Below are 19,935 nucleotides of genomic sequence, written 5' to 3'. Positions count from 1 at the left end.
TCACGTCCACGTGTGATCGTGTTTCTGCGGTTGAGCGATGAACGTCCGCGGGAGTGGGTTTCCGGCGCGGTCGGGATGCGGTGGCGGGATCCGCGCGGCACCCACCTCGCCGGAGCCGTCCGACACCAGCCGGTGGGCGCGCACTGCCGGCCGGGGGAGCGGCGGCTCGGCTTCACGGTCAGGCGTGCGGCTGTCCCTTCCATGGCAGCCGCCATAAATCGTTGGCTCAACCAATGAATCTATGTATAGTGGGCGATGCCAACGTTGGACATCCCAACGAAAGCCGGATCGTCAACCGTTGGCCGTCAGAACATTTGAGCGCCGAACGAACCCCCTGGAGTCGACCATGATCAAGCCGTTCCGCATCGACATCCCCCAGGCCGACCTCGACGACCTGACCGACCGGCTCTCCCGCACCCGTTGGCCCAACGAGGTCGCCGACGCCGGGTGGGACTACGGCTTCCCGCTGGCGCGGCTCAAGGAACTGGCCGAATACTGGCGCACCGGCTACGACTGGCGCGAGCACGAGGCCGAGCTCAACGAGCTTCCGCACTTCACCACCGAGATCGACGGCCAGAACATCCACTTCGTCCACGTCCGGTCTTCGAAACCGGACGCGCTCGCGCTGATCCTCACCCACGGCTGGCCCGGTTCGTTCCTGGAGTTCCTCGACGTGATCGAGCCGCTGTCGCGCGACTTCCACCTGGTGATTCCGTCCATCCCGGGTTACGGCTTCTCCGGGCCGACCCACGAGCGCGGCTGGGACGCGGTGCGGATCGCGCGGGCCTGGGCCGAGCTGATGCGCCGGCTCGGGTACGAGCGCTATGGCGCGCAGGGCGGCGACTTCGGCGCGGGCATCTCGATGGCGCTCGGCGCGGTGGCGCCCGAGGAGGTCGCCGGCGTGCACGTCAACTACCTGCCGACCCGGCCGGACCCGGACGCCGGCATCGAGCTGTCCGAAACCGACGAGGCCCGGCTGGACAAGGTCAGGGAGCTGATGGCGAATCGTCCGCCGTACCAGGCTCTGCAGGCCACGACCCCGCAGACCATCGGCTACGCGCTGACGGACTCTCCCGTCGGCCAACTGGTCTGGATCGCCGAGCGTTTCGCGCAGTGGACCGACCCGCGCTCGCAGATCAGCGACGACCGGATGCTCACCGACATCTCGCTGTACTGGCTGACCGCCACCGCGGCGTCCTCGGCACGGCTGCACCACGATGCTCCGCGGGGGCGGCCCGCGCCGTGCCCGGTACCGGTCGGCGTGGCGGTGTTCGCGCACGACATCACGCAGTCGGTGCGACCGCTGGCCGAGCGGCTGTACGACATCAGGCACTGGTCGGAGTTCGAGCGCGGCGGCCACTTCGCCGCGATGGAGGTGCCGGAGCTGCTCGCCGAGGACGTCCGGGACTTCTTCCTCGCCCACATCGAGTACGACCACCGGGTCGCCCCCCACCAGGAGACGCCGCCGGCGGCGCGCACGCGCCGCTGAACGGAGAGTACGCCTTGAGCCGGCCACCTGCCGGGACCACGCCGCGGGGCCGGTGGTAAGCAGGAAGTATGCGCTCGCGGCGGCTGTTGTCGCGCCGGCATCGCTCGTTGCAGGCCAGTGACGCCCTGCTGGCGTTCCCGCTCGGCCTGATCGCGGTCATCGTGGCGGTCGACCTGGTGACCCCCATCGGGATCCCGCTGGGACCGCTGCTGGTCGTGGCACCCGCGATCACCGCGTCGTTCGCCGGCGCCTTCGCCACCGCGACGGTCGCCGCGATCGCCGTCGCGGGCCTGGTGGCCGTCGGGGTGATCCTGGACCAGAACCTGTTCGGCACGATGTACTTCCAGTCGCAGATCATCTCGTTGGTGGTGGTCTCGGTGGTCGTGACGGCGTTCCGGTATCTCCGGGACCGGCGCGCTCGTGAACTGGCGCAGGTGCGTACGGTGTCGGAGGCCGCGCAGCGGGTGGTGCTCCGGCCGTTACCGCAGCGTCTCGGGCCGCTGCGGGTGGCGTCGGTGTATCTGGCGGCGCAGGAACAGGCGCAGATCGGCGGCGATCTGTACGCGGCAGCGCGAACGGCCGACGCCACCAGGCTGATCGTCGGCGACGTGATGGGCAAGGGCCTGACCGCCATCAGCGACGCCGCCCTACTGCTCTTCGCCTTCCGTGAGGCCGCCCACCGCCAGGCCACCCTGCCCGATCTCGTCACCTATCTGGAACACAGCGTCTGCTGGAACCTGGCCGAATCCTCGGAACCGGAGAAGGCAGGGGAGTGCTTCATCACCGCCGTGGTCCTCGACATCCCGGACGCGTCGTCGCTGCTGCGCATGGTGACCTGCGGACACCCGCCTCCGCTGCTGCTGCGCGGCCGACAGGTCATCACGCTTCACCCCACGCGTCCCGCGCCGCCGCTGGGCCTGGGCGAACTGTCCGAATCGGACTACCGCGCGGACACGTTCACGCTCGAACCCGGCGACCTGCTCCTGCTGTACACCGACGGTGTCGTGGAAGCGCGGAGTCCCGAGGGCGTCTTCTACCCGCTCGCCGAGCGTGCCGCCTTCTGGGGCGAGGACGAGACCCCCCTGGCGCTCGTCCACCACCTGCGCGAGGACCTGCTCGCCCACGTCGGCGGACAACTGGCCGACGACGCCGCCGTGATCGCCATCCAGCGCACCCCTGGCGACTGACCGGCCCCGCACTCACCCACGAGTACGGACGCGTACGTCGCCGAGACGATCGCATCCTTCGGCGAGCGGCCCGGTCATACGCCTCGCGACGATCGCAATATGATCGCGGGCATGTCGCGGCTCTGCACGACCACTGCCGCTCCGCGATATCCGACCTCCAGCGGCGCTCACGTCGGCCTACGCGGCACGGCGAGGGAAGCGCGGTGGGACGGATCGTGACAACTTCCTGCATCGAGGAACCGCACCCGAGGAGACGAACGTCCATCATGGGCGCCAACCACAGCCACGGCACGTCCGATTCGCGGTCGCCCGCCACCCGCCGGGCAGTGTGGGCGACGGTGGCGGTGCTCGTGCCCATCACCCTGATGACCCTGGCCGCCCTGATCTGGTTGTGGCCGAGCGGCCAGCAGCCCGCACGCCCGTCATCGCCCGGATTGCAGCAGGTAACGGGGGCGATCATCGGGGTCCATCCCAAGCCGTGCCCCGCTTCGCCGGAGGAACCGGCGACCTCCGAGACCGTGTCGGCGACTCCCGACTCCTGCGCCGACGTTCGGGTCCGGCTCACCAGCGGTCCCGAAGCCAATCGGACCATCATGACCGAGCTGCCGAGCGGCCCCGGCTCGCAGCGGTTCGCGACGGGCGACGACGTCGTGCTGGTCCACATGCCACAGAACACGCACGATGCGCCGCAGTACCTGCTGTCCGACCACGACCGATCCGCACCGCTGTGGATGTTCGTCGCCGCCTTCGCCCTGGCCGTGGTCGCCTTCGGGCGCTGGCGCGGACTGACCGCGCTGGTCGGTCTGGCGGTCACCTTCGTCCTGCTGCTGGCCTTCGTCATCCCGGCGATCCTGGCCGGGGAGTCGCCGACCCTGGTCGCCATCGTCGGCTCCGCGGCGATCATGCTCGCGGTCCTCTACCTCACCCACGGCTTCACGATCTCGACCTCGATGGCCGTAGTGGGCACGCTGGCCAGCCTCACCATCACCGGCCTTCTCTCGGCGGTGGCCATCGACGTCGCCCACCTCACCGGGATCACCGACGACAGCTCGTTCATGCTGGACACCGGCTACCGCATCAACGCACAAGGCCTGCTCCTCGCCAGCATCATCATCGGCGCCCTGGGCGTCCTCGACGACGTCACGGTCACCCAGGCCGTCACGGTGGGCGAACTCGCTGTCGCCAACCCCGGCTACTCCTTCGGTCGGCTCTACCGGGCGGCGGCACGTGTGGGGCGTGCGCACATCGCCTCAGTGATCAACACGATCGTCCTCGCCTACGCCGGCGCGGCGCTCCCGCTGCTCCTGCTCTTCAGCGTGGGGGAGCAGCCGCTGGGAGACGTGCTGCGCAATCCGGTCGTCGCCCAGGAGATCGTACGCAGCGTGGTGGGCACGCTCGGGCTCATCGCGGCCGTGCCCATCACCACCGCTCTCGCCGCCCTCACCGCCACGCGGCAGACCTCACACGAGGAGCAGCCACCGCCTCTCGCACGCCACGGACGGCGCGGCTCGCCCGACCCGGACGTCTGGCCGGACCGCTCGCCCGATGACGGCGCCTGGCCCGGATTCGCGAAGCCCGAGCCCCTCCATGGGAGGAGTGGGCACGTCCGGGGAGCAGGACGGTGGCCTGAAGAGCCATAGGTGTACCCTCACGCGAAACACCCCGGCCGGTCTCCAGAACGGCGATGCGAGTCGTGGCCGGGCGGTTGTGCCGCCCGTGTGGCGAGGTCGCCTGTGCGGCTGATGGCTTCGCCGCAGGCGGCCCGAGCTGCCGACGGCCGGGACCGCCCCCGGGCCGCCTCCTGGCGTTCGGTGTCGAATAGCTCGATCAATCGAATTCTCCGAGCTCCGGAAGGGTGAGATGCCAGGGGTAGGTCTCGACGACCTCGGCTCCGCTGCTGGGAGCGTGGGGCTCGAACCGGCCGGGGCCGAGAAGGACGTGAACACCTTCGGCGCGAAGCGTCTCGACGCTGCGGCGGAATGGCTCGCGTGAGGCAAGGGCGCTGTTCACGAAGGGCAGGACGACGACGGGGATGCCCAGGCCGGGCGCTTCGGCGAGGAGGCCCAGTGCGTAGGTGTCGCAGATGCCGTGGGCGAACTTGTTGATGGTGTTGTACGTGGCCGGGGCGACGATGATGGCGTCTGCTCTCGGGGGCTTGGGTTCGCTCGGCTTGCGGTACCGGCTGCGGACGGGGCGGCCGGTCAGCTTCTCCAGCTCGGGCACGTCGATGAAGTCGAGCGCGGACGGGGTGGCGATGATCTGGGTTGTCCACCCTTGTTCCTGCGCCATGGTCACGAGGCGGCCGACGTCGCCGGCCGGTCCCGCGGCGCACGCGATGATGTAGAGGGCCTTGCCGGGTTCGGTCACGCGCTGACTCCCAGGGCTTCGGCGTGCTCTCGCGCTTCGCGCCGGACGGTGACGGGCGCGGTGGCGAGGATGTCGCGGACAAGCCTAAGCGTGGCGGCGGTCTCCGATCGAGGAATCCCAGGTCGTATGGGGTGTGGAACGGTGGGGTGCCACGGATCCGAGCCCTGAGCCTACGGATTGAGGTCCGCTTTGGCCCTGGCCCGGTATGCCCGCGTCGCCATCTGGGCGCCGCACGTGCGGGCGTCGCAGTACACCGCGGCCTGGTTGCGCGACCGGTCGTAGTAGCCGAGCCCGCAGGGCGGGTTGCGGCACGCCTTCACCCGGCTCCAGGTCCCGCGCAGGGCCAGCTCCGCGGCGGCCGCGAGCACCCGGGCGAAGGCGCCCGCCGTGCCTCCGGCGGCCGGGTGCAATGCGGCGTCGACGACGCCGACGACGGGACGGACCGGGTGCAGCTCTCCGAAGTGCCGCAGGCGGTCGATGTCCTCGTCGCGGGCCGGGGCGCCGGCGTGCGAGAGCAGGACGCCGATCAGAGCCTCGCGCAGCTCGTGTGCCGCTGCGAGGTCGGCCGCGGTGACGCGGACGCCGGAGTCCGCCAGCCCGGCGGCGACCAGCCAGGCGCGGAAGGACCCGGTGTCCGCCAGGCGCTCCCGCTCACCCCGCAGCGCCCGGGTGTTGACGAAGGCCAGCACCAGCTCGGCGGCCGGGGAGGGCGTCAGCGGGCTGCCGCTCGTCGTCGCGGTTGACATGGGGGCAGCCTACGGTCTCGCCGGCGGGGCGCCGCCGTGCCGACGGCACTGGAATGTCATGAGCAAAACCATTACGGTAATGACGCCTTGTGCGGGTTTCCGCTGAACCCTGTCCGCGTGCGGCCATGCCGGCCCGGCGGCGGCCCGTTCCGTCGAGAGGAGAAACGATCGTGACGCGTCACATGGACGGCGGGCACGGCACGCCCGACCCGGTCACCAAGGACGGCTACGAGCTGGAGTTCGAGGACGTCTTCGACGGCGATCGCCTCGACGAGAACCGATGGGTGCCCCGCTATCTGCCCCAGTGGACCACCGGCGCGGCATCCCTCGCCCGCCATCGGGTCGGCGGCGGCCTGCTGCGGCTCCTGATCGAGGAGGACCAGCCGCCGTGGTGTCCCGAGGTGGAGGGGGAACTGCGCGTCTCATCCCTGCAGACCGGCGTCTTCGCCGGACCCGTGGGCAGCGGCATCGGGCAGCACGGGCGCCGGCCCGGCATGGTCGTCCGCGAGGCGCAGGCCGACGTCAGGCTCTACACCCCCCGGTACGGCCTGATCGAGATGCGGGCCAAGGCGACCGACGACCCCCGCGCCATGGTCGCGCTGTGGATGATCGGCTACGAGGACGAGCCCGAACGCTCGGCCGAGATCTGCGTCTGCGAGATCTTCGGCCGGGATGTCCGGCCGGACGGCGCGCGGATCGGCATGGGCCTGCATCCCTTCGGCGATCCGGACATCACCGATGATTTCACCATGGAATCCGTGCCCATTGACGCCCGCGACTTCCACGTGTACGCGGCCGAGTGGACGCCTGACCGGGTGACCTTCCTCATCGACGGTGAGCGGGTCAGGACCGTGCACCAGTCGCCCCGCTATCCGATGCAGCTCATGCTCGGCATCTACGAGTTCCCCCGCACGGGCCCGGAGCCGGCGCGCGAGCGGCCGTATCCGAGGGAGTTCACGATCGACTACGTCCGCGGCTACCGTCCCACGGCCGGTTGAGACGGCTCGTCCGAACGCACGTGCTCTGGTCGGCGCGGCCCGGTTCGTCATCGGCTCGCGCTGCTGGTGGCCGTGCGGGCCCGAGCCGATCAGCAGCTCACCGAGGCCGCCGTACCTCCGGGTGACTTCCGGCGGCGTCGTGACCAGGCGATTGGCGCCCGGGCACCCGGGTATGCGCCGCTGGTGGCTACCGCCGACCCGCGTCCGTCGTTCGCCGGCCGCGTCCGGACGCCTCCGCTGCTCACCTTCGGTCACGGCACCGCCTCCCGGACCCTGATCGCAACCCTCCTTCACGGCGTGGACGCGGAGGCCGTCGTGGACGTCCGTACCGCGCCCGGGAGCCGGCGCGTCCCCCATGTGGGCAGGCACGAGCTCTCCGCCTGGCTGCCGGAGGAGGGGATCGGCTACCGGTGGGAGCGGCGGCTCGGCGGTTTCCGCACGCCGGCTCCGGACTCGCCCGACACGTTTTGGCGGAACGACTCCTTCCGGGGGTACGCCGGCTACAGCCGCGCACCGGAGTTCCACGCCGCCCTGAAGGAGCTCCTGGACCAGGCGGCGGCCACCCGTACCGCGATCATGTGCAGCGAGGCGGTCTGGTGGCGCTGCCATCGGAGGATCATCGCCGACTACGCCGTGCTGGTCCACCAGGTCTCCGTACTGCACCTGGCCCATGACGGGCGACTCACCGAACACCTGCCCACCGCGGGCGCACGCCTTCTCGACAACGGGCTCCTCGTCTACGACGCCGCCTGATCCGGTCCGCTGTACGGCGCGACAGCGGTCGCCGCCGAACTCGGCGTCCCCGCCACCGTCACCGCAACCGAGTTCTTGATCCGAACGAGGGTGAGAGCGGCTGGCGCGGCCTTTCTCGCCATCGTGGGGAAGACGGTGATCCATGCGGCGGTCGGCCGGCGCGGATATCAGCTGTTCTCGGCTTGAGGCAGGTGTTCCCTGGCGTCCTCGTACGCGCCTGTGGGGGCCGATTCGTCCGGAGTGTAGATGAGGTGCAGGACGCCGGTGGCGAAGGTCGTGGAAGAGACGAGCCGCAGCGGAATCGGGGGCTCGCCCTCCTCGAACAGGCGCGCGCCCTTGCGTACGGCGATCGGGTGGACCAGCAGGTGGAGCTCGTCGAGGAGGCCGGCGGCCAGCAGTTGGCGGACGATGGAGACGGATCCGCTCATCGCGATGTCCGTCGCGCCGGGCTCGTTCTTCAGCGCGGTGACGGCCTTGACGAGGTCGCCTTCCAGCTGTTCGGAGTTGCGCCAGGTGAACTGGAGACTCTGGTTCGAGACCACGATCTTGCGGGCGTCGCCGAGCGCCTTGCCCATGGAGGCGTCCGGGCCACCGGCGGCCTCGCGGTCCGGCCATGCGCCGGCGAAGCTGTCGTAGGTTTTGCGGCCGAGCAACACCGTGTCCGCGGTGGCCAGTTGCGCGAAGACGGCCGCGCCCATCTCGTCGTTGAAGTAGGGGAAGTGCCAATCCTGCGGATTGTCGATGACGCCGTCGAGCGAGATGAACAGACCGGCAGTGATTTTCCGCATCGAACCACTCCTTGATCACCGAGGCCAGATGTCCTGTCATCTGATCTGGCCGTTGTCCCGGAACTCATCGCAGGCGGCAGGAAGCGTTCAAGCGAGGCTTCCTGCGCCGCGACCAAGATGTCACCGACAATATTTGTTGTCAAGACGACTAAAGCTGTCGGCTGCCCTGTCCGCGACGGTGCGTGTAGATCAAGCTGGTAGGAGCATGCCGGCACCGGCGCCCGCGAGGTCCTCAGGACTTCCTCCGCCCGTGCGGAGGGGGGACGGCGGAAACGGGCCGCGGGCGCACCCGCCCCGAGACGGCCTGGGAGCTCAAGGCCGCCCGCACGCCTTCGCCGGTCGACTACGAGTCCTCACAAGGTGACGACCACCTTGCCCGCGGGATGGCCCTCGGAGAAGTGGTGGATCGCGTCGGATGCTTCCGCGAGGGGATAGACGCGGTCGATGACCGGGGTGACGGCGCCGGACTCGATGAGCCGTCCCAGTTCCTCGAGGTCCTCGGCGCGTTCCCTGGTGGTCAGGCCGCGCAGCCGCTGACCGACGAACATCGAGACCAGCGGCGCCCGCAGTTGACGCTCGAAGCCGCCGGAGAGCGGATACCTGTCGTGCCCACCTCCGACGATCACCAGCGTCCCGCGCGGGGTCAGGGCACGCCGCAGCAGGGACAACGGACGGTTCCCGGCGGTGTCGATGACGACGTCGTAGCGTGCACCGTCATGGTCGATCTCGTCACGGGCGTAGTCGATGACGTCCTCGGCGCCCAGGGATCGCACCAGGTCGGCCTTGGCCGCACCGCACACTCCGGTCACCCTCGCGCCGGACGCCGTGGCGATCTGCACGGCGAACGACCCCACGCCTCCCGACGCCCCGATCACCATCACCCGCTGGCCCGGCCGTACGCGGCCGCAGTCGCGGACGCTCTGCAGCGCCGTCATCCCCGAGACCGGCACCGCGGCGGCCTGCTCGAACGACAGGCCGGCCGGCTTCGGCGCGAGCCGTCCCTGCGGCGCGCTCGCGTACTCGGCGAACGAGCCGCTCTCGCAGGTGCCGTACACCTCCTGCCCGGGCCGGAACCGGGTCACCCGTGCGCCGACGGCGGCCACCACCCCGGCGACGTCACGGCCGCGCACCGGGACCTTGGGCCGGCGCAGCCCGTACCCCATGAGGCGCACGAGGTACGGCCGGCCGGTCATGAGGATCCACACGCCCGGATCCACACCGGCGGCGCGGACCTCGACGAGCACCTCGTCGTCGCCGATGGACGGCCGGTCGACGTCCCGCAGTTCGAGCACGTCGGCCGGGCCGTACGCGTCCTGAACGATGGCCTTCATGTCGTCTCCTCGGGAAGGTCGGGGTACTGGAACACGTCGTCGAGCGGAACGCCGAACACCCGGGCGATTCGGAAGGCCATCTCCAGCGACGGGGAGTATCGGCCCTGTTCGATGGCGATGACGGTCTGCCGCGTCACGCCGATGCGCTCCGCCAGTTCGGCCTGGGTCATCTCGTCGTGCGCGAACCGCAGCGCGCGGATGCGGTTCGTGACGCGGGTCGGCTTCACCACTGCGGAAAGCTCCTGCGATAGAGGACGATCTTGGCGATCGAGCCGAGGACCGCCGACAGCACGAAGCAGAGGTAGACCACGTTGGCGATCCAGAACCGGTCCCACCCGGCCACCGCCATGAGCATCGCCGCCACCGCGCCGACGACGACGAACGACTGACCGATGTACTCGCCGAGCCGCCCGATCTCCCTGTCCCGCACGTCCTTGGCGCGGGACGCTCCCGGGTTCACGATCGCCATCCCGATCTCGGCCACGATCGACGCGGTGATCGATCCGCCGATCGACCACAGCAGAGCGCCGGCGTACGGCACGGCGGGCATCGGTCCTCCCTCCGCGCGATTCAGGATGACGCCCACGTACGCGGCGTACGCGAGCACGGCGACGACCAGCCGGATCCACGCACGCTTCTCCTCGTGTGTCATGACCAGCCCCTCGATGTACAGAATCTTTGACATCGCAAAGGTAGCGAATCTTTGACCTCGTGTATAGAGTTTTTTACATCAGAGCCCCCCGCACGCCCGGATCGTGCGGGCGTGATCACTGCGACCGCTTCCGCCTCGAACTCAGGCGGGTTCACCTTCACGCCCACCAGGGACTCCTTGTTCTCCGGTCCTGCGCTCCGTGGCGACCCTCTGGCGCCTGGGCGCCCGTCGGCTTATAGTCATCTCCATGACTACTCACCTTCATGAGTACTGCTAGCCGATGGCCCTCCGGCACGCGGTGCTGGCGGCGCTGCTCGACGGCGAATACAGCGGATACCAGCTCACCAAGATCTTCGACATCGGCGTCTCCAACTTCTGGTACGCCGCCCCGCAGCAGCTCTACGCCGAGCTGACCAAGCTGGAGGCCGACGGCCTGGTCACGGGCCGTGAGGTGGTCCAGCGGGGCCGCCCCAACAAGCGCGTGTTCAAGGTGACCGGGGCCGGGCTCAGCGAGCTGGCGGCCTTCGCCGCCACCCCCGCCAAGCCCCTGCTCATCCGCGACGACCTGGCCGTCAAGGTGCACGCCGTCGACCTGCTCGACCCCGCGCCGGTGATCGAGCAGTTGCACGACCGGGCCCGGCAGGCCGCCGCCAAGCTGGAGGTCTTCGAGCAGCTCCTGCTGCGCCTGCGCGGCGAGCTGGACGAGGAGACGTTCCTGCGCCAGGGCGAGAACGTCGGCCCCTACCTGTCCTGCCTGGCGGGATGCAGGCTGGAGCGCGAGACCCGCGCCTGGTGCCTGGAGACGGCGCGGACGCTCGGCGAGCGCATGGCCCGCGCCGGAAGGGAGACCTCATGACCGTCTACACGCGTTACGTCGCGCTCGGCGACAGCCAGACCGAGGGCCTCGGCGACGGCGACGACGTCACCGGCCACCGCGGCTGGGCCGACCGCCTCGCCGAGCACCTGGCCGGCGCCAACCCCGATCTCCTGTACGCCAACCTCGCGGTCCGCGGCCGGCTCGCGGGCCAGATCCGCTCCGAGCAACTGGCCGCCGCGCTGGCGCTGCGCCCCGACCTGGCCACGGTCATGGCGGGCATGAACGACCTCATCCGCCCCGGCTGCGAGCCGGCCGCTGTGGCGGAGGTACTGGAGGAGATGTACGCCGCCCTCACCGAGTCGGGCGCACACGTGGTTACCGTGACTTTTCCGGATATCGGGAAGATCGCTCCGATAGCCCGGCCGCTCCGGCCCAAGGTGCTCGACCTCAACGCCCGCATCCGCGCCGCCGCGGCCCGCCACGGGGTCACGGTGGTGGACACGTTCGCGATGGAGTTCGTCACCGACGCGCGCATGTGGAGCACGGACCGGCTGCACGCGAGCCCGGTCGGCCACGCCCGCATCGCCGCCGCCATGGCCCACTCCCTCGGCCTGCCCGGCAGCGACGACACGTGGATGCTGCCCTTCCCGCCCTTGCCCCCGGCGGCGGCGTGGCGGGTGGCGGCGGCCGAGCTGCGCTGGTTCGCCACCTTCGCGGGCCCGTGGATCGGCCGCCGCATCCGCGGCCGCTCGTCGGGCGACGGCCGCACGGCCAAGCGCCCGGAGCTCACGCCGTGGGCCCAGCCGGCCGCGAGCGTGCCTGCGGCGGGCTCAGAGGTGCCGGCGGCGGGGGCAGAGGTGCCGGCGGCGGGGGCAGAGGTGCCGGCGACCGAGATGAAGACCGCGTCCACCGAGGTGCGCCCCTCCTCCTCCTCCCAGTAGACGCACCTACGGCCCCGACTCCGAGAGCGGTGAGGGCCGGCGGCTGGAGGCCGGCACACACCTGCCACACCCGAAGTCACCACTCGGTGACGGGAAACGACACGAGTGGTGACCGCGAGCCTCACAACCAGCTCACCGGCCCAGGTCGTCCCACTCCTGGAGTAGGTGGGCCGTGGCCGCCGCGGGGGCCGTGAACGACCAGCGGCCCGGCGGCAAGTTCAGGGCGCAGCCCCCGTCGGCCAGCCTGGTGGTCGGCAACTGCTCGCCGAGGCCCATGAGGAAGGTGCCGTTGACGGTCATCCCGTCCCACGCGCCGCGCACGGGCAGCACCGCGCGGGCGGTCACCCCCTCCGGGACGGCGAACGTGAACTGGACCCCGTCGGGCCCGGCCCGCCAGCCCGACTCGACGGTCCCCGACGCGCTCCCGTAGCGGGCGTGCGCCTGGCGCAGCAGCGGGACGGGGCCGGGACGCAGCAGCAGCTCGCCGAAGCCGCCACCCGTCCCGCGCGGGTCGTCGCCCAGGCCCGCCACGTGCCGGAACAGCCAGTCGCCCACGCAGCCGTAGGCGTAGTGGTTGAAGGAGTTCATGGCCGGCGTCTGCAGGCCGTGCCGGTGGTGCCAGGCGTCCCAGCGCTCCCACATGGTCGTCGCCCCGGCGCGGAGCTGGTAGCGCCAGGACGGATAGCCCTCCTGGTTGAAGATCCGGCACGCCAGGTCGTGGTGGCCGGTCTCCGACAACACGGGCAGCAGCAGGGGGGTGCCGACGAAGCCCGTCATGAGCCGGTGCCCGTCGGCGCGGACCAGGTCGGCCAGCGCCTGCGCCGACGCGGCCCGGTCCTCGGGCGGGACCAGGTCCCAGGCGAGGGCGACGGCGTAGCCGGTCTGCGTCTCGGTGTGCAGCCTCGGCCCGTTGAGGAAGGCCCGCTGGAAGGCGCCCGACACGCGGGTGAACGCCTCGTTGTACTCCGGCGCGTGCGGCTCGCCGAGCACGTCGGCCACGTGTGCGACCAGGCGGAGGCTGCGGGCGAGGGCGGCGGTGGCGATGAGGCTCTTGGGCGTCTCGACCGTGCCGGGGGCCAGCCAGTCGCCCAGGGCCCTGCCCGGTCTGATGCCGTCCTCGGCCTGGGCCAGGCAGTAGTCGGCCCACCGCCGCATCGGCTCGTACGCGCGGCGCAGCGTGCGGTCGTCGCCGTAGCGCCGCCACAGCAGCCACGGCACCTCGACCAGCGCGTCGGACCACACGGGGGAGTCGTATCCGTACTCGGGCAGGACCGGCGCGACATGCGGGACCGCGCCGTCGGCCCGCTGCCCGTCGATCAGCGTCGTCACCCAGCCGGACAGGAACGCCTGCGTGTGCCGCAGGAAACTGAGCGTCGACCCGAACACCGAGATGTCGGCCGTCCAGCCGGTCCGCTCGTCGCGCTGCGGGCAGTCGGTCGGCACGCTCACCAGGTTGCCGTCCGCCGACGCGGCGATGTTGGCGACGAGTTGCCGAACGGCGGGATCGCTCACGGTCAGCGAGCCGGTGACGGCGAGCGCGGAGGACAGCAGCACCGCCTCCAGGTCGTCCGGCGTCAGCGCGCCCGGCCAGCCGGTGACCTCCGCATAGCGGAACCCGTGCAGGGTGAACGCGGGCTCCACGACGTGCGAGCCGGGGCCGAGGACGAACTCGTCACGCTGGTCCGCGGTGCGCAGGTTGTCGGTGTAGAGCCGCCCGGTCGCGGTCAGCTCCTCCCCGTGCCGCACCACGATCCGTACGGGGCCCGGCGTGTCGACGCGCAGCCGTACGCGCCCGACGACGTTCCGCCCGAAGTCGGCCACCTGGACGCCCGGCGCGGGTTCGGTCACGGACACGGCGGGCACCGTGCCGATCACCCGCACCGGGGGAGCGGGGTCGGCCTCCACCAGGATCTCCGGGGCGGCCGTCGTCTCGGCGGGCGCGACCTGCCGGGAAGGAGCCCGGACGGTCTCGCCCATCACCAGGTCGGCGCGCGGGCGGCCGAGATCCCGCCGGGTCCAGGCCGCGTCCGTGGCGAACACGCGGCGGATCCCGTCGTCGTCCCGCACGAGCACCTGGGCGCTGGCGGCGGGACGGTCGCCGTAGCGGCGCGGGCCTCCGCCGGCGACGTGACCCGCGTACCAGCCGGGAGCGAGCCACAGCTCCAGCTCGTTCTCACCGGGTGCGAGCAGCTCCGTGAGCTCCAGCAGCCGATAGCGCGTCCGGTGGCCGTAGTCGGTCCAGCCGGGGGCCAGCTCCTCCTCGCCCAGCCGTACCCCGTTGAGCAGCGCCCGGTAGACGCCCAGCGCGGTGGCGGCCAGCCAGGCGCGCCCGGGAGCGGGACGCCACGTGAACGACCCGCGCAGGCTCACCGCCGCCCGGGGGTCGCCCGCCAGCCAGGGGGCGTCCCACCCGCCGCGCGCCCGCAGGCCCGTGGTGAACGCGCCGGTCGCGTGCCCTTCCACTCTCCACGTGTACGGCGTCAGCGGCGCCAGCCACTCATCCGGCACGTCCACGCCGTGCGATCCGGCCGGCACGGACGACCGCCACACCTCGCGCCCGTCCGAGGACACCACCACGGTGGCCTCCCCGAGCAGCCGGGCGTCCCACGACAGCCGGGGAGACGGATCGTCCACGCCCAGCGGATCCGCCAGACCGCACGTCAGGCCCGCCCGTGAACCGGGCGGGGCCGAACGGACGAACGGCGCCTGCGCGCCTGAGACCTGCACTCCGAGCACCCCCGAATCCCGGTTCACGCATCGAGCCCGGTGGTGAAGGCGTTGTGCAGACCGTCGACGTCGACGCCGTACAGGCTCGGCGCCATCACGTTGATCAGCAGCACGAAGCACGCGTCCTGCTCCGGGTACATCCACCACTGGCACCCCGAGGCACCGCCGTGCCCGTACAGCCGCCGCTCGAGCAGCCCGGGAGCCGAGTGGCGCAGGTTCCAGGTGAGACCCCAGTCCTGCCCGGCGTTGACCGGGTCGGGCTGCAGCTTGACCAGGCCCGTCGTCTGCGGGGTCGTCATGGCGGCCAGGGTGGTCGGGTGGATCAGTCCGCGGTCGCCGCGCAGCAGCGCCCCGCCCAGCGCCAGGAGGTCCTCGGCCCGGGAGAACAGCGCCCCCGCCGGGTGGCGGAGCCGTACGAACGTGTCGAAGTCGAAGCCGGGCCCGAGCAGTTCCATGCCGTGGACCTCGGCCGCGTCGCACGCCGGGTCGAACGTGATCCGCCCGCCGCCCGGCACCAGCGTGTTCAGGTCGGAGTCGATCACGTCGGCCACGTCGCGGCCCGTGACGTCGCGGACCATCTCCGCGATCCCGGCGAAGGCCAGGTTGGAGTAATGGCTGAGCGTGCCCGCCTCGAACATCGACGGCGCGGTGACGAGGTGCTCCAGCAGGTCGTCGGGCGTGAGCGTCTGCTCGGCGATGCCGCTGGTGTGGGTGAGCAGGTGCCAGAGCGTCACGTCGGGCCGCGCGAAGTTCGGCAGTACGTCCCGCAGCGGGCGGCGCAGCGACAGCAGCCCGCGCTCGACCTGGCGCAGGGCGGCCAGCCCCACCAGCGGCTTGGTCACCGAGAACAGCGCGAAGTGGTCCCCGGTCCTGGTCTCCCGGCCGTCGTGCTCGCCGAACGCCTCCAGCACCTGGATCCCGTCGGAGGTGGCGGCGCCGAACACCGCGCACGGCAGCCGCCCCTCCTTGATCTCGCGCCTGACCCAGTCGAGCGCGATGTCGTGAGTGGTCATCCCTTCAGTGCACCTTCCGTAAGGCCGGCCAGGACGCGCTTCTGCGCGATGACGTACACCGCCACGAGGGGCAGCGTGGTGAGCAGGACGTGGGCGAAGACGAGGTTCCAGTTGAGGCTCTGCAAGGTGCCGGAGGCGAACTGGAACAGGCTCAGCGGCAGCGTGGCGTTCGCGCTGCCCTGGAGCAGGAAGAGGGCGAAGAAGAAGTCGTTCCAGACGTTGATGATCAGGATCACGCCGCCGACGAACAGCACCGGCCGCAGCAGGGGCAGCAGGATGCGGACGAAGACCTGCGGGCGGGAGGCGCCGTCGATGGCGGCGGCGTCCTCCAGGTCGCGGGGGAACGCCCGGACGAATCCGGTCGCGAGGAAGATCACGATGCCCAGGCGGCAGCCGGTCATCGTCAGCACGTAGCCGAGCGAGCCGCCGTCCAGCGACAGGGCGCGCAGCAGGTAGACGGTCGGGATGATCGACGGCGGCAGCAGGATCGACAGCCCCATCACGAAGTAGGCCGCCTGCAGCCACCGCGACCGGCTGCGCCCGAACGCCCACGCCGCCGCCGCGCCGAGGAACACCACGGCCACCACGATCGGCACGGTCACCTTGAGGCTGTTGAGCAGCCCCGTCAGGTAGCCGCCCCGGTCGAGCACGATGCCGTAGTTCTCGGCGATCGCCCACGTCCTGGGCAGGCCGAGGCCCAGCTCGGCGGCCTCGCCCGCGGGTTTGAACGAGTTGACGACCACGAGCCAGACGGGCACGAGCACCCACGGGATCGCGAAGAGCGTCAGCGCCGTGTACTTGAGGACCGCTCTCATCCCGTCACCTCCCTGCGCCGCAGCCACCACACGAGGGGCACGGCGGTGGCGATCACCAGCAGCGTCACGGTGAACCCCAGCGCGCTGGCGGAGCCGAAGAAGCCCTGCCCCCACTGCTGGCGCATCACCACGTTCAGGGCCCGCGTGTGGTCGCCGGGCCCGCCGCCGGTGGTGGCGGCGATCACGTCGTACGCGCTGAGCGCGCCCACCAGCGTGACCGCCACGTTGAAGGTCAGCGCCGGGGCGAGCATCGGGAACAGCACCCGCCGGAACCGGGTCCACGGCCCGGCCCCGTCGACGGTCGCCGACTCCAGCAGCGACTTCGGGATGGAGTTGAGGCCCGCGATGTAGACGAGGGTGATCAGCCCGCTCCACTTCCACGCGTCGATGAACGCGACCACCACCAGCGCGGTGGACGGTTCGCCCAGCCACGCCCACTCGATGCCGAGGAAGGAGTTGACCGCCCCGTCGGGGGCGAGCAGGCCGCGCCAGATGTATCCGGCGGCCAGCGGCGAGATGAGTGTCGGCAGGAAGAACGCCGAGCGGAAGACGGTGTTGATCCCGCTGGTCCGCTGGAGGGCCAGGGCCAGCGAGAGGCTGACCGTGTTCTGGATCGCCATGCACAGGATCGCGTACAGCACGGTCACGGTGACCGCGTTGGCCAGCAGGTCCTGGTCGATCAGCGTGCGGACGTTCTCCAGACCGTTCCAGGTGATCTCGGACCGGAAGCTCGTCCAGGAGGAGAACGCGAACCGGACGTTGAGCAGGAACGGGGCGACGAAGAAGACCGTGACCAGCACGATCGCGGGCAGTGCCCACGGCAGCCAGGCCGCCCTGTTCCGCATCACCATCCGGGCAGCCCCGCGGCCTTGGCCGCCTGCTCGACCTGGCCCTGTAGCTGGGTCGCCGCCTTCTGCGGATCCTTCTGCCCGGCGATCAGCTCGGACATGAGCTGGGCCAGCCCGCCCATGCCGGGGATGTCGGAGTTGAAGGCGATGACCGCGCCGGTGTCGTACGCCTTCTTGACGTCCTGCAGCACGGACGGGACGCCCTGCGGGTCGGGCACGTCCTTGAACACGGGGAAGGTCTTGGACGCGGTGATGTACTCGGCGTAGGCCGGGCCGGTCATGAAGCGCACGAAGTCGAGTGACGCCTTCTCCCGCGCCGCGTCACCGGTCTTGGGCAGGTAGAACGTGCCGATCGGGCCGGGCGCGTAGGTCACGAGCGGCTTGTCGCTCGACAGGCCGACGAAGCCGACGGACTCGTCGACGGTCTTCTGGTCGCCGCCCGCGGCCGCGAGGAGGGCCGGGAGCATGTCGGAGTGCTGGGCGACCATGGCGGCCTCGCCGGTCACGAGGGCCTTCATGGAGTCCTCGAACTTGGCGGTGACGATGTCCTTGTTGAAGCAGCCGTCGGCCTTCAGCTTGGCGTAGGCCGTCAGGCCGGCGACGAAGGGCGAGCCGGCGTCGGCCAGCGTGCTGCTGTGGCCCGCGATGGCCTTGCCGTACGCGTTGGCCTGGTTGGCGCCCGCCAGGTAGAGGATGGGCAGGATCTGCACCGGCCAGATCGACCCGCCCGACTCGAAGACCGGCGTGACCCCGGCGGCCTTGAGCTTGGGGCAGGCGCCGGCGAGCTCGGCGAAGTTCGTGGGCGGGGTCAGCCCGGCCGCGGTGAAGACCTTCTTGTTGTAGTAGAGGCCGAAGACCTGGGGGAAGCCGGTGATGGCGGCGTAGACCTTGCCGTCGACGGACCCGGCGGCCTGGTAGAGGTCGCCGGACCTGGCGATGTACGCCTCGCCTGTCAGGTCGCGCAGGTTCTCGGCCGGATTGAGGGCGAGCAGGCCGCTCACCGTCGCGTGGTACTCCAGGATGTCCGGGCGGTCGCCGGTGGCCCACTTGGTCTGGGTGGTGTCCTCGAAGCCGTCGGACGGGATCGACACGAGCTCGATCTTGTGGCCGGACTGCTTCTCGAACTTCTTGTACATCTCCAGCAGCGCCGCCGGGTCCGCGCTGTTGTGCCAGAGGGTCAGCTTCACCTGACCGGTCCCCTCCGGGGCGGACGACCCGCAGCCGGAGAGGGACAGGGCGAGGACGGCGCCGATCGCCGAGCCGAGCAGACGAGATGGTGCTCTCACGCCCGTGCTCCTGTTCATGTAGGGGGATTGTGTAGAACGTTCTCCATTGTTAGGGCACGAGAGAATCGCCCGTCAAGAGGTAGACCGGCGAGCGGCGACGGGCTAGCCTCACCTTTCAGAAAAGCGTGTAGTTCGTTCTACGAAAACTCTGTGAAGGACTGCGTGTGACGAGCGGACGGGTGACGATCGCCGATGTGGCCAGGCGGGCCGGGGTTTCCACGGCCGCCGTGTCCAAGGTGGTGCGCGGGGCCTACGGCGTGAGCGCGGAGATGCAGACCAAGGTGACACAGGCCATCGACGAGCTGGGCTACCGCCCGCACGCCGCGGCCCGTGCCCTGCGCGGACGCACCTACACCCTCGGCGTCATGCTCTCGGACACCCGCAACCCGTTCTTCCCCGACATCATCGAGGGCGTGACCGGCCGGCTGGGCGACACCGAGTACCAGGTGCTGCTCGGACCCGGCGGGATCGAGCCCAAGACGCAGGCCAGGATGACCGACGCCATGATCGACCGGAGCATGGACGGGCTCATCCTGATCTCGCCGGTCATGACGGACGCCGAACTCGCCGCCATCGCGACGGCCACCCCGGTCGTCGTGGTGGGCAGGCACGGCGGCGCCGCGGCCTACGACGCGGTCGTCGACGACGACATGATGGGGGCGAAGCTCGTGGTCGACCACCTGGTCGGGCTCGGGCACACCCGGATCGCGCACATCACCCACCTGGAGCGGGCCCGCGCCCAGGGACTGCCGCACACGGTGCGCGCCGAAGGCTACCGCCAGGCGATGCGCGCCCACGGACTCGCCGACGACGTGCTGGCCACCTCCTTCACCGAGGAGGGCGGCTTCGAGGGCGCGCGGGAACTGCTCGCGCGCGACGACCGGCCCACAGCGATCTTCGCCGGGGCCGACATCGCGGCGCTCGGCGTGCTGCGCGCCGCCGACGAGGCGGGCCTGTCGGTGCCGGAGGACCTCTCCGTCGCCGGATACGACAACATCGGCATCGCCTCGCTCAAGCGCATCTCCCTCACCAGCGTCGACCAGGACGGGCACGTGATCGGGGCGACCGCCGCGCGCCTGCTCGTCGAACGCATCGAGGGACGCTCGCGATCGGTGACGTCGTCGGTGTCGCCCACGCTGATCGTCCGCGGAACCACAGGACCGCCTCGCCTCTGAGT

At 70.9% G+C, this 19,935-nt stretch carries 19 protein-coding genes; 8 read left to right on the top strand and 11 right to left on the bottom strand.

Translation table 11 applies throughout. The features are described 5' to 3' along the window. Nucleotides 1–346: 346 nt before the first annotated feature. The 3 genes from AWQ70_RS13550 (at nt 347) to AWQ70_RS13540 (ending at nt 4,316) form a co-directional block, all read left to right on the top strand. On the top strand, nt 347–1,489 hold the full coding sequence (locus tag AWQ70_RS13550) for an epoxide hydrolase family protein (protein ID WP_067175167.1): 1,143 nt from the start codon (nt 347–349) through the stop codon (nt 1,487–1,489). 68 nt (nt 1,490–1,557) lie between these two features. After that, on the top strand, nt 1,558–2,676 hold the full coding sequence (locus AWQ70_RS13545) for a PP2C family protein-serine/threonine phosphatase (protein ID WP_067175164.1): 1,119 nt from the start codon (nt 1,558–1,560) through the stop codon (nt 2,674–2,676). 266 nt (nt 2,677–2,942) lie between these two features. Then, entirely contained in the window at nt 2,943–4,316 is a 1,374-nt protein-coding gene (locus AWQ70_RS13540) for a YibE/F family protein (RefSeq protein WP_067175162.1), read from the top strand. Nucleotides 4,317–4,503: 187 nt separating this feature from the next. Here AWQ70_RS13540 and AWQ70_RS13535 read toward each other — a convergent pair whose 3' ends face one another. Further along, nucleotides 4,504–5,043 carry a flavoprotein gene (locus tag AWQ70_RS13535; RefSeq protein WP_067175158.1) on the bottom strand — a complete coding sequence of 180 codons (540 nt, stop codon included), beginning with the start codon at nt 5,041–5,043 and terminating at the stop codon, nt 4,504–4,506. Nucleotides 5,044–5,213: 170 nt separating this feature from the next. Beyond that, nucleotides 5,214–5,789, bottom strand: a complete 576-nt coding sequence (locus AWQ70_RS13530) for a CGNR zinc finger domain-containing protein (protein WP_084516973.1) — start codon at nt 5,787–5,789, stop codon at nt 5,214–5,216. A gap of 170 nt (nt 5,790–5,959) precedes the next feature. On the opposite strand from AWQ70_RS13530, the gene AWQ70_RS13525 reads away from it, so the two are divergent. Both AWQ70_RS13525 and AWQ70_RS13520 read left to right on the top strand, forming a co-directional pair. Continuing rightward, a complete protein-coding gene (locus tag AWQ70_RS13525; protein WP_245646939.1) occupies nt 5,960–6,787 on the top strand; it encodes a glycoside hydrolase family 16 protein in 828 nt (275 codons plus the stop codon). Between the two features lie 183 nt (nt 6,788–6,970). After that, nucleotides 6,971–7,540, top strand: coding sequence for a DUF488 domain-containing protein (locus AWQ70_RS13520; protein WP_067175153.1), 570 nt, complete (start codon nt 6,971–6,973; stop codon nt 7,538–7,540). Nucleotides 7,541–7,707: 167 nt separating this feature from the next. Here the strand turns inward: AWQ70_RS13520 and AWQ70_RS13515 are convergent, their stop codons facing one another. From AWQ70_RS13515 to AWQ70_RS13500, 4 genes are all read right to left on the bottom strand, one after another. Next, entirely contained in the window at nt 7,708–8,328 is a 621-nt protein-coding gene (locus AWQ70_RS13515) for a dihydrofolate reductase family protein (protein ID WP_067175151.1), read from the bottom strand. Nucleotides 8,329–8,681: 353 nt separating this feature from the next. Continuing rightward, entirely contained in the window at nt 8,682–9,659 is a 978-nt protein-coding gene (locus AWQ70_RS13510; RefSeq protein ID WP_067175149.1) for an NAD(P)-dependent alcohol dehydrogenase, read from the bottom strand. After that, complete coding sequence (locus AWQ70_RS13505; protein ID WP_067175147.1) at nt 9,656–9,889, bottom strand: helix-turn-helix transcriptional regulator; 234 nt, start codon at nt 9,887–9,889, stop codon at nt 9,656–9,658. Before AWQ70_RS13505 ends, AWQ70_RS13510 begins: the two co-directional genes overlap by 4 nt. Further along, nucleotides 9,883–10,344 carry a hypothetical protein gene (locus AWQ70_RS13500; protein ID WP_245646938.1) on the bottom strand — a complete coding sequence of 154 codons (462 nt, stop codon included), beginning with the start codon at nt 10,342–10,344 and terminating at the stop codon, nt 9,883–9,885. Before AWQ70_RS13500 ends, AWQ70_RS13505 begins: the two co-directional genes overlap by 7 nt. 247 nt (nt 10,345–10,591) lie before the next feature. Here AWQ70_RS13500 and AWQ70_RS13495 point away from each other — a divergent pair, with 247 nt between their 5' ends. Beyond that, nucleotides 10,592–11,167: a PadR family transcriptional regulator gene (locus tag AWQ70_RS13495; protein WP_067175145.1), complete on the top strand. Its 576-nt coding sequence runs from the start codon at nt 10,592–10,594 to the stop codon at nt 11,165–11,167. Next, nucleotides 11,164–12,069, top strand: a complete 906-nt coding sequence (locus AWQ70_RS13490; protein WP_084516971.1) for an SGNH/GDSL hydrolase family protein — start codon at nt 11,164–11,166, stop codon at nt 12,067–12,069. Before AWQ70_RS13495 ends, AWQ70_RS13490 begins: the two co-directional genes overlap by 4 nt. Nucleotides 12,070–12,201: 132 nt before the next feature. On the opposite strand, the gene AWQ70_RS13485 is transcribed toward AWQ70_RS13490, so the two are convergent. The 5 genes from AWQ70_RS13485 to AWQ70_RS13465 all read right to left on the bottom strand — a co-directional run bounded on the left by AWQ70_RS13485 (nt 12,202) and on the right by AWQ70_RS13465 (nt 18,758). Then, complete coding sequence (locus AWQ70_RS13485) at nt 12,202–14,703, bottom strand: family 78 glycoside hydrolase catalytic domain (RefSeq protein WP_169808658.1); 2,502 nt, start codon at nt 14,701–14,703, stop codon at nt 12,202–12,204. A gap of 116 nt (nt 14,704–14,819) precedes the next feature. Then, a complete protein-coding gene (locus AWQ70_RS13480; RefSeq protein WP_067175141.1) occupies nt 14,820–15,809 on the bottom strand; it encodes a serine hydrolase domain-containing protein in 990 nt (329 codons plus the stop codon). Beyond that, nucleotides 15,806–16,624, bottom strand: a complete 819-nt coding sequence (locus AWQ70_RS13475; RefSeq protein WP_067175139.1) for a carbohydrate ABC transporter permease — start codon at nt 16,622–16,624, stop codon at nt 15,806–15,808. Before AWQ70_RS13475 ends, AWQ70_RS13480 begins: the two co-directional genes overlap by 4 nt. Continuing rightward, complete coding sequence (locus AWQ70_RS13470) at nt 16,621–17,469, bottom strand: carbohydrate ABC transporter permease (protein ID WP_245646937.1); 849 nt, start codon at nt 17,467–17,469, stop codon at nt 16,621–16,623. Before AWQ70_RS13470 ends, AWQ70_RS13475 begins: the two co-directional genes overlap by 4 nt. After that, nucleotides 17,469–18,758 (bottom strand): ABC transporter substrate-binding protein, encoded by a 1,290-nt coding sequence (locus AWQ70_RS13465; RefSeq protein ID WP_067175135.1) that lies wholly within the window; start codon nt 18,756–18,758, stop codon nt 17,469–17,471. The genes AWQ70_RS13470 and AWQ70_RS13465 overlap by 1 nt, the downstream gene beginning before the upstream one ends. 164 nt (nt 18,759–18,922) lie before the next feature. On the opposite strand from AWQ70_RS13465, the gene AWQ70_RS13460 reads away from it, so the two are divergent. Continuing rightward, nucleotides 18,923–19,933: a LacI family DNA-binding transcriptional regulator gene (locus AWQ70_RS13460; protein ID WP_157530052.1), complete on the top strand. Its 1,011-nt coding sequence runs from the start codon at nt 18,923–18,925 to the stop codon at nt 19,931–19,933. Nucleotides 19,934–19,935 lie beyond the last annotated feature (2 nt).

The organism is Microtetraspora niveoalba, from assembly GCF_001570405.1.
Taxonomy (GTDB): Bacteria; Actinomycetota; Actinomycetes; order Streptosporangiales; family Streptosporangiaceae; genus Microtetraspora; species Microtetraspora niveoalba.
The sequence above is the reverse complement of the archived record's forward strand: the minus strand, read 5'-3'. Positions and strand labels throughout refer to the sequence as shown.